Origin of the sequence: Janthinobacterium psychrotolerans, from assembly GCF_001677885.1 — a bacterium.
In the GTDB taxonomy this organism is placed as follows: Bacteria; Pseudomonadota; Gammaproteobacteria; order Burkholderiales; family Burkholderiaceae_D; genus Janthinobacterium; species Janthinobacterium psychrotolerans.
The window spans coordinates 112,329-121,897 of record NZ_LOCQ01000046.1; the positions used below are offsets into that span (position 1 = coordinate 112,329).

General features: G+C 62.5%; 7 protein-coding genes. 3 read left to right on the forward strand and 4 right to left on the reverse strand.

Translation table 11 applies throughout. The annotated features are described in order from the left end of the window. Positions 1-9 precede the first annotated feature (9 nt). Both ASR47_RS06185 and zwf read right to left on the reverse strand, forming a co-directional pair. Positions 10-864, reverse strand: a complete 855-nt coding sequence (locus ASR47_RS06185; RefSeq protein ID WP_065306883.1) for an SIS domain-containing protein — start codon at positions 862-864, stop codon at positions 10-12. Positions 865-974: 110 nt separating this feature from the next. Then, on the reverse strand, positions 975-2,447 hold the full coding sequence (gene zwf / locus ASR47_RS06190; protein ID WP_065306884.1) for a glucose-6-phosphate dehydrogenase: 1,473 nt from the start codon (positions 2,445-2,447) through the stop codon (positions 975-977). Positions 2,448-2,988: 541 nt separating this feature from the next. On the opposite strand from zwf, the gene ASR47_RS06195 reads away from it, so the two are divergent. Further along, positions 2,989-3,942, forward strand: a complete 954-nt coding sequence (locus ASR47_RS06195) for a chemotaxis protein (RefSeq protein WP_065306885.1) — start codon at positions 2,989-2,991, stop codon at positions 3,940-3,942. Between the two features lie 58 nt (positions 3,943-4,000). On the opposite strand, the gene ASR47_RS06200 is transcribed toward ASR47_RS06195, so the two are convergent. Next, entirely contained in the window at positions 4,001-4,897 is an 897-nt protein-coding gene (locus ASR47_RS06200) for an SMP-30/gluconolactonase/LRE family protein (protein WP_065306886.1), read from the reverse strand. A gap of 3 nt (positions 4,898-4,900) precedes the next feature. Then, positions 4,901-6,553: a glucose-6-phosphate isomerase gene (gene pgi, locus ASR47_RS06205; RefSeq protein ID WP_065306887.1), complete on the reverse strand. Its 1,653-nt coding sequence runs from the start codon at positions 6,551-6,553 to the stop codon at positions 4,901-4,903. 330 nt (positions 6,554-6,883) lie between these two features. Between pgi and edd the strand changes: the two genes are divergently transcribed. Together edd and eda are read left to right on the forward strand one after the other, a co-directional pair. Further along, positions 6,884-8,797 (forward strand): phosphogluconate dehydratase, encoded by a 1,914-nt coding sequence (edd, locus tag ASR47_RS06210; protein ID WP_065306888.1) that lies wholly within the window; start codon positions 6,884-6,886, stop codon positions 8,795-8,797. A 2-nt stretch (positions 8,798-8,799) separates the two neighbouring features. Then, the gene (gene eda / locus ASR47_RS06215; protein ID WP_065306889.1) at positions 8,800-9,429 is read left to right on the forward strand and encodes a bifunctional 4-hydroxy-2-oxoglutarate aldolase/2-dehydro-3-deoxy-phosphogluconate aldolase; all 630 of its coding nucleotides are present in this window, start codon (positions 8,800-8,802) and stop codon (positions 9,427-9,429) included. Positions 9,430-9,569 lie beyond the last annotated feature (140 nt).

A 9,569-nucleotide genomic window follows, 5' to 3' on the forward strand; every position in this document is an offset into this window, starting at 1 on the left:
TTCTGCTGCCTATCCTATAAAAGAATCAAACTGCATATCAAACTCCTGCAGCGCCTTCTGCGCATTCTGCATCTTTTTGCGGAACTCCGGCCCGCGCTGCAAGGCCAGGCCCACGGCCAGCACGTCGATCACCACCAGGTAGGCCAGGCGCGCCGAGATCGGCGTGTAGGGATCGGTGTTGAAGATCAGGTCGATCGGGATCAGCACGGTGGCCAGGTCCGCCAGTGGCGTGCCCGACGGCGCCAGCACGATCACGTCGGCGCCGCCGCGGCGCGCCAGTTTCACCGAGCGCACCAGGGCCGGGCTGTTGCCGCGCTGCGAGATGGCGACCAGCGCGTCGCCGCCGCGCAGCAGGGCTGCGGCGATGCTGTGGATATTCGGGTCGCTGTAGGCCACCGTCGGCACGCCCGAGCGGAAGAATTTGTGCTGGGCGTCGGCCGCCACGATGCCCGAGGTGCCCTGGCCGTAGAATTCGATCTTGCTGGCGCGCGACAAAATATCGAGCGCGCGCTGTATCGCTTCCGGGTTCAGGTTGTTGCGCAGATCGAGCAGGGTATTGATCGAGCGGCTGCAGATTTTATTGACCAGGTCGGCCGCCAGGTCGTCCTGCGCCGGCTGTTCGTTGGCGCCCGGCATGGCCAGCGCCAGCCCCTGCGCCAGGCGCAGCTTGAACTCATGCCAGCCGTCGTAACCGAGCGTGCGGCAAAAACGCACCACGGTCGGCTCGGACACCTGGGCGTTTTTCGCCAGCGCCGTGATGTTCTGGCTGACCGTCTGGTCAGGCTGTTCCAGCACCGCCAGCGCGACTTTTTTCTCCGACTTGGAGAGCGAGTCGAGCTGGGTGCGGATGGAGTCAAGCAGCATGGGGGGAGTCTTTTTTCTTCGGGAAGCGGTGAAGCAGGGAATTCGCGGAGCATGCTCCGCGCCTGCGTAACGGCCGGCCCATGCATGGGCCGGCTCCTTGCCTTGCTAGCTTAGTCCTCAGGCAAGGCTTCTTCGCGCCACTGCAAGCCATCGCGTCCGATCAGCGCGCTGGCCGCCGCCGGGCCCCAAGTGCCGGCCGTGTACGGGATCGGTGCGCTGTCGTTCTGTTCCCAGTTGTCGAGAATCGGTTCGACCCATTCCCAGGCCGCTTCCAGTTCGTCGCCGCGCATGAACAGCGTCAGCTGGCCGCGCAGCACGTCGAGCAGCAATCGCTCGTAGGCGTCCATGCGCGGGGTCTTGAACGATTCGCGGAAATCAAGTTCCAGTTCGGCCGGTTTCAATCGCATGCCGTCGCCCGGCGTTTTTGCCATCAGATTCATGCGCAGGCCTTCGTCGGGCTGCAGGCGGATCACCAGGCAGTTAGGCTGGAAGCTCGACGTCGGCTGGTTGAAGATCGAGTGCGGGATCTGCTTGAAGCGCACCACGATTTCGGCCAGGCTGTCGGCCATGCGCTTGCCGGTGCGCAGGTAGAACGGCACGCCGGCCCAGCGCCAGGTATCGATTTCGGCTTTCAGCGCGACAAACGTTTCGGTGCGCGAATGTGCAGGTGCATCGGGCTCGTCGCGGTAGCTCGGCACGTTGGCGCCGTCGACATGGCCGGCGCGGTACTGGCCGCGCACGATGTTCTGCGCCAGGGTGGTCGGCGTGAATTTTTTCAGCGAGCGCAGCACTTGCAGCTTTTCATCGCGCACGGCGTCCGGCGCGATCGAGGTCGGCGGCTCCATGGCGACGATGCACAGCAGTTGCAGCAAGTGGTTCTGCAGCATGTCGCGCAGCGCGCCGGAGGTGTCGTAGTAACCCATGCGGTTGCCCACGCCCAGTTTTTCGGCGATGGTGATCTGCACATCGGAGATCCATTCACGGCGCCACAGCGGCTCGAACAGGATATTGCCGAAGCGCAGAGCCATCAGATTCTGCACGGTTTCCTTGCCCAGGTAATGGTCGATGCGGTAGATCTGCGATTCCTGGAACACCTTGCCCACTTCGGCATTGATCTGCTTGGCGCTGGCCAGGTCGCGGCCCAGCGGTTTTTCCAGCACCACGCGCGAGCTCGGCGTCACCAGGCCGTTGTCTTCGAGATTGTCGCAAATCAGGGCGAACAGGTGCGGCGGCGTGGCCAGGTAGTACACGCGGGTCAGGTTGGCGTCGCCGCGCAGTGCTTCGACCAGCGGTGCGTAGGTCTTGGCGTCGCTGGCGTTGAGCGACACGTACACGATACGCGCGCAAAACTTGCTCCAGGTCGCCGCGTTGAGCGTGCTGGCCTTGATGTGCGGGCGGGCATTGGTTTCCACCATTTTCAGGAACGCATCCTGGCCGCTGTCCTGGCGGCCAACGCAGATGATGCGCGCCGTCGGTGGCAGGTCGTTCGCGACATCGCGCGCATACATTGCAGGCAGTAATTTACGCATGGCTAAATCGCCGCTGCCGCCAAACAGGACCAGGTCAAAATCGGTAAGAGCCATAATATGATGTCGTCGCAAAAGTAAAGGAGCCGGAGCCGGGAAGGTGCTGATCGCTGGCAGCGCCGCAGCGCGCCGCTTGTAGCGCCGCGTGGTGCCGCAGTCTATGCTACTGTAAATTCATGGTGTAAATTTACTACGTAGAACTGGCAATTGCAAGAAATTTTACTACATTGCGCTGTGTGTCGCCAGTATCGCATTATAGGCTTGCGAGCAGCACTTGCCACACCATCATGCATTGCAGTAAAGCCATGGTTGCCGGCTAAATGTCCTGTGGCGCACTGATGGATTTGCGCTGTTGCAACAACACCGTCAAGAAAAGGCTCTACAACGCCCTGGCGCTAATTTAAGTAGCTTTAAAGAAATAAATTGACCGTATAATCGGCTTGAAACGCTGGCAACCATGTTGGCGACGAAATACTGCGCTGTAGCGTCGGCCATGCCCCGAATCCGCCTTCCGACCCTACGGTAGCACGCCTTCAGCGATGAAAGCGCGCGGCAAGGCGGACTTCAATCACGCAATACCAAGACGGCTCAAGGGGAAATAATGAATTCAATGCAAGATATCGATGAACGCACCAGCCTGACAGGCAATAATAAATTCGAACTGTTCCTGTTCAAGCTCGGCACCAGCGATCATTCCACCAGCCGCGAACTGTTCGGCATCAATGTGTTCAAGGTGCGCGAGATCATGGAGATGCCGGCCATCACGGCCGTTGCAGGTTCCCATCCGCACATGCTGGGCGTGGTCAATATCCGTGGCCAGATCGTGCCCGTGATCGACCTGCCGTTGGCGGTCGGCTGCAAGAGCAATGGCCTGAAGATCCTGATGGTGACCGAATTCGCGCGCTCGACCCAGGCTTTTGCCGTGGAAGAGGTCGATGAAATCGTGCGCCTGGAATGGAATCAGGTGCTGTCGGCCGAATCGAGCGTTGGCGGCGGCCTGGTCACCAGCATCGCCCGTCTCGACGGCGATACCGACAAGACGCGCCTGGCGCAAGTGCTGGACGTGGAACAGATCCTGCGCAATGTGCTCCCGTCGGGCGACCCGGACGTCGACAAGACCAGCATCGGCCCGCAAGTGCGCCTGCCGGCCGGCGCCGTGATCCTGGCCGCTGACGATTCGTCGCTGGCCCGTTCCCTGATCGAAAAAGGTCTGGAAGCGATGGGCGTGCCTTTCATTATGACCAAGACCGGCAAGGAAGCGTGGGAGCGCCTGCAGGCGATCTCGGCCCAGGCAGCGACCGAAGGCAAGACGGCGAAAGACAAGGTCGCGCTGGTGCTGACCGACCTGGAAATGCCGGAAATGGACGGCTTCACCCTGACCCGCAATATCAAGAACGACGGGCGCTTCGCTACCATTCCGGTAGTCATCCACTCCTCGCTGACAGGCTCGACCAACGAAGACCACGTCAAGGGCGTGGGTGCCGATGGCTATGTGGCCAAGTTCGTGGCGGCCGAACTGGCCGAGACGATCCGCAAGGTGTTGGCGCGCTAAATCACGTTGCACCATAAAAAACGCCGGCACATGTGCCGGCGTTTTTTTATCTGCAAAGTTAGGCCTGGTAAGCCGTTTCCGGCTGCCCCGCCACATCGACCCTGACCGACAGCACATGCCCGCTCAGCGGGTACTCGGCGACCTCTTGCTCCGGGCGGTTGTGGCTGGCGGTGGTGATATACAAGGTGCGCAGGTCGGCGCCGCCGAAGGTGACCATGGTGGGGCAGCGCGCCGGCACCGTGATTTCGCCGAGCAGCTGGCCATCGGGCGCGAAGCGCAGGATCTTGCCGCCTTCAAACATGGCTGACCAGTAATTGCCTTCGCTGTCGACCGCCGCGCCGTCGGGACGTCCGCCATAGTCCGCCGCCTTTTTATCGGTGGAAAAGCGCTGGAACGGCTGGGGCGCGGAAATGGCGCCGGTGGCCGCGTCGAAATCAAAGCGGTCGATGCGGTGGGTGGTGGTGTCCGCGTGGTACATGGTGCGCCGGTCCGGCGAAAAGCCCAGGCCATTCGAGACTGTCATGCCGCCCGACCATACCTTGCGCACGGCGCCCTTTTCCAGCACAAACATTTCCGCCGCATCCGCATTGCGCGGCTCGAAGATTGTGCCGACCCAGAAACGTCCGGCCGGATCGACCTTGCCGTCGTTGAAGCGGGTGCTGGCCATGTCGAACGGCGCCGCCGCGATGTCGGCCAGGCTGCCGGTCTTCGTGTCCAGGTGCACGAAGCCGCTGCGCAGCGCCACGATCAGGCCGCCGCCGGCATTGATGGCCAGCGCCGACGGTTCGGTCGGCATCTCCCATTTGCTGTGCTTGCCGCTGTCCGGATGCAGGCGGTGTACGGCGCGCCCGTCGATATCGACCCAGTACAGCGCGTCTTCCTTCTGGTGCCACAAGGGGCATTCGCCCACTTGCATGGGCTGGTCGCTGACGACTTTGATTTCGTAGATATTCATGTCTTAGTAAGCTGCCTTGGCGGCGCGTGCGAGGGAAATAAGACCATTGGTCGAGCTGTCGTGCAGTGCCGGCTGGGCCTCGCCCGTCAGTTCCGACTGGATTTTCCTGGCCAGTACCTTGCCCAGTTCCACGCCCCACTGGTCGAAACTGTTGACGTTCCACAGCACGCCCTGGACAAACGTCTTGTGTTCGTACAGCGCGATCAGGGCGCCCAGCGTCGATGGCGTCAGCTGGTCCATCAAAATGGTGTTGCTCGGGCGGTTGCCGGGGAAGGTCTTGTGCGGCACCAGCGCTTCGATCTGCTCGGCAGGCAAGCCTTGCGCCTGCAGGTCCGCGCGCACTTCCTCGCCGGTCTTGCCGGTCATGAACGCTTCAGACTGGGCAAAGCAGTTGGCCAGCAGGGCGTCGTGGTGGCCCGGCAGGTCGTGGGTGGCGCGCAGCGCGGCAATAAAGTCGATCGGCGTGACGTCGGTACCCTGGTGCAGCAACTGGAAGTAAGCATGCTGGGCATTGGTGCCGCAATCGCCCCAGATCACGGGGCCGGTCGGCACGCCGACGGGCTGGCCGTCCTTGGTGACGCGCTTGCCGTTGCTTTCCATGTCCAGCTGTTGCAGGTAGGCGGCAAAGCGGGAGAGGTCCTGGTGGTACGGCGCGATCGAAACCGAGCCGCAATCGAGGAACTGGCGGTTCCAGAAGCCCACCATGGCCAGCACCACCGGCATGTTCTGGGCCAAAGGCGCGGTGCGGAAATGCTGGTCCATCGCATGTGCGCCAGCGAGGAAATCGCTGAAGTATTCAAAGCCGACGGCCAGCGCCACGGCCAGGCCGATCGACGACCAGACCGAATAGCGGCCGCCGACCCAGTCCCAGAACGGAAACATATTGGCCGGATCGATGCCGAACTCGACAATGGCTGCCGCATTGGTCGATACCGCCACGAAGTGTTGCGCCAGGTCTTTTTCCTCGGCTTCGAGCAGGAACCAGGCACGCGCCGTATTGGCGTTGAGCATGGTTTCGGCCGTGACGAAGGTTTTCGAGGCAACGATGAACAAGGTCGTTTCCGGATCGACTTTCGACAGCGTCGCTTCCATGTCGTGGCCGTCGACGTTCGACACGAAGTGCATTTCCAGGCCCGGGTTGGCGTAGGAGCGCAGCGCCAGGCAGGCCATTTTCGGACCCAGGTCGGAGCCGCCGATGCCGATATTGACGACGTCGGAAATCGGCTTGCCGCTGTAGCCGAGCCAGCTGCCGTTGCGTACCTTGTCGGTAAACGCCTTTACTCGCTGCAACACATCCTGCACGTCGGCGTCGATATCCTGGCCGTCGACCACCAGCTTGGTGCCGCGCGGCGCACGCAAGGCGGTATGCAAAACCGCCCGATGTTCGGTAAGATTGATTTTCTCGCCAGTAAACATCGCTTCGCGCTGCGCTTCCACGCCGCGTTCGCGGGCCAGGTCCATCAGCAAGGCCATGCTGGTGGCGTCGACCCGGTTCTTCGAGTAGTCGAGCAGCAGGCCGGCGGCATCGACGGTCATCTGCGCAAAGCGCTGCGGGTTGCTGGCAAACAATTGGCGCAGGTGCACCTCGCGCACGGTGGCGCTGTGGGCCTGCAATTGCTGGAAACTGGTGAGGGTGGTGAGGGCGGGAGTGGACATGGCGGTCGGCTGGATACGGGTCTCGGTTATAAGGCGTGCGGCGCGCACCCGCGAGGGGCGCTGCCGACGGTGATATGAGAATAATACATCAGAAAAAAGTAAATTCACTACAGTTTGTAGCGGAGATACGGCGCCGTCATGTGTTTTTTACTTCATTCTGCCAAGAAATCATGCGGCAGGAGAGCCGCTTTTGTCACCGCGGCGTATCGCCTCGAGGCCTTAAAAAGCGGCAAAAATGTAGTTTATTTATGGAGTTGGTGCCAGCAAAAATGCTTCTGCTCATCCATTTTGTAGTAAAATTTCACGAAATACTTTTTTAAGGAATCCATCATGGCGCTGCATCCAGTAGTCGAATCCGTAACAGCGCGCATCATCGCGCGCAGCCGGCCATCGCGCGGCGCCTATCTGACGCACCTCGATGCCGCGCGCATCCAGGGTGTGCAGCGCGGCGCGCTGTCGTGTACCAACCTGGCGCACGGCTTTGCCGCGTTTCCAGCCAACGACAAGCTGTCGCTGAAGGAATACAAAAAGCCGTCGGTGGCCATCGTCTCGTCGTACAACGACATGCTGTCGGCGCACCAGCCGTTCGAAGGCTTCCCGCAAATCATCAAGGAAGCGGTGCGCGAAGTGGGCGCCGTGGCGCAGTTCGCCGGCGGCGTGCCGGCCATGTGTGATGGCGTGACGCAAGGCCAGCCCGGCATGGAATTGTCGCTGTTCTCGCGCGACACCATCGCCATGTCGACCGCCGTGGCGCTGTCGCACAATATGTTCGACTCGGCCCTGTACCTGGGCGTGTGCGACAAGATCGTGCCGGGCCTGTTGATCGGCGCGCTGCACTTCGGCCATTTGCCGGCCGTGTTCGTGCCGGCCGGCCCGATGACCTCGGGCCTGTCGAACAAGGAAAAAGCCAAGGTGCGCCAGCTGTATGCGCAAGGCAAGGCGACGCGTGAAGACCTGCTCGAAGGCGAGTCGAAGGCTTACCACGGCGCCGGCACCTGTACCTTTTACGGTACTGCCAACAGCAACCAGATGCTGATGGAAGTGATGGGCCTGCACCTGCCGGGCGCCGCCTTCATCACGCCGAACACCCCGCTGCGCGATGCGCTGACCGCCGCCGCCGCCCAGCGCGCCGCCGTGATCACCGCGCAAAGCGGCAGCTACTTGCCGGTTGGTCATATCGTCGATGAAAAATGTATCGTCAACGCCGTGGTCGGCCTGCTGGCCACCGGCGGCTCGACCAACCACACCCTGCACCTGGTGGCGATCGCCAAGGCGGCCGGCATCGTGATCGACTGGAACGATTTCAATGAGTTGTCGGCCATCGTGCCGATGCTCACGCGCATCTACCCGAACGGCGACGCCGACGTGAACCATTTCCACGCCGCCGGCGGCACCGGCTACCTGATCCGCGAACTGCTGGACGCGGGCCTGCTGCACGAAGACGTCAACACCATCCTCGGCCACGGCTTGCGCGCGCACTGCATGGAGCCTTTCCTGGGCGAAGACGGCAAGGTGTTCTGGAAAGATGCGCCATTGGCCAGCGCCGACGACAGCGTGCTGCGCCCGGCCTCGAACCCGTTCGCGCCGGACGGCGGCATGGTACTGGTGGCGGGTAACCTGGGCCGCGCGGTGATGAAAGTGTCGGCCGTCAAGCCCGAGCACCGCACCGTCGAAGCGCCTGCCATCGTCTTCAATTCGCAGGAAGATTTCATGGCCGCCTACAAGGCCGGCACCCTGGACCGCGATTTTGTCGCCGTGCTGCGCTTCCAGGGCCCGCGCGCCAACGGCATGCCGGAACTGCATGCGCTCACGCCGGCGCTGGCCAACCTGCAGGATGCCGGCCGCCATGTGGCGCTGGTCACCGATGGCCGCATGTCGGGCGCGTCGGGCAAGGTGCCGTCGGCCATCCACGTGTCGCCTGAAATCCTGGCCGGTGGTCCGCTGGGCCTGGTGCGCGACGGCGACGTCATCCGTCTCGACGCATTTACCGGCGTGCTTGAAGCGCTGGTGCCGGCGGATGTATGGCATGCGCGTTCGCTGGTCACCGCTGATTTGTCGTCCAGCCATATCGGCATGGGCCGCGAATTGTTTTCGATGTTCCGCTCCACCGTCAGCGCGGCGGAAGAGGGCGCCACCACGTTCGGCCTGCCGTCGCCGATTCCCACCACCGTGCCCTTGCACGAAGGCGAGAATGTCGGCGATACTGTGCCGGGCTCCGATGAAGACTTTTTGGCAAGGAAATAAACATGACCATGACACTCCTGGAAATTATGCGCACCTCGAGCGTGATCCCCGTGATCGCGATCGACGACCCTGAACACGCCGTACCGCTGGCGCGCGCGCTGGTGGCGGGCGGCATCCGCGTGCTGGAAGTGACGCTGCGCACCAGGCACGGCCTGGACGCGATCCGCGCCATGTCCGAAGTGCCGGGCGCCATCGTTGGCGTCGGCACCTTGACGCGTCCTGAAGAATTCGCCGCCGCGCGCGACGCCGGCGCCGTGTTCGGCGTCTCGCCCGGTTTGACGGCTGCGCTGGTGGCCGCCGCGAAAAGCAGTGGCCTGCCGCTGTTGCCTGGCGTAATGACTCCCGGTGAAGTGATGGCGGCGCGTGAAAACGGCTTCCAGCAACTGAAGCTGTTCCCGGCCGTGCCAGCCGGCGGCATCGGCATGCTCAACGCCATCTACGGCCCGCTGCCGGACGTGACGTTCTGCCCGACCGGAGGCATTTCGCAGGAAACGGCGTCGCAATTCCTGGCGCTGAAAAACGTCGCCTGCGTGGGCGGCTCGTGGCTGACGCCAAAAGACGCGATCGCGGCCGGCAACTGGGACCGCATCACGGAAATTGCAAAAGCGGCCAGCGGTCTGCGCTCCGCCTAGGCGTTCCGCCTAGGCGCTCCGCCTAAGTTGTTATCCAACGGCAAGCCTTCAGCGCTTGCCGTTTTCTTTCCCGGATTGCCATGCCCGACTTGCGCCGACCATTGACCGCTGGTGAAACCGCCATGGTGCGCAGCGTCTTC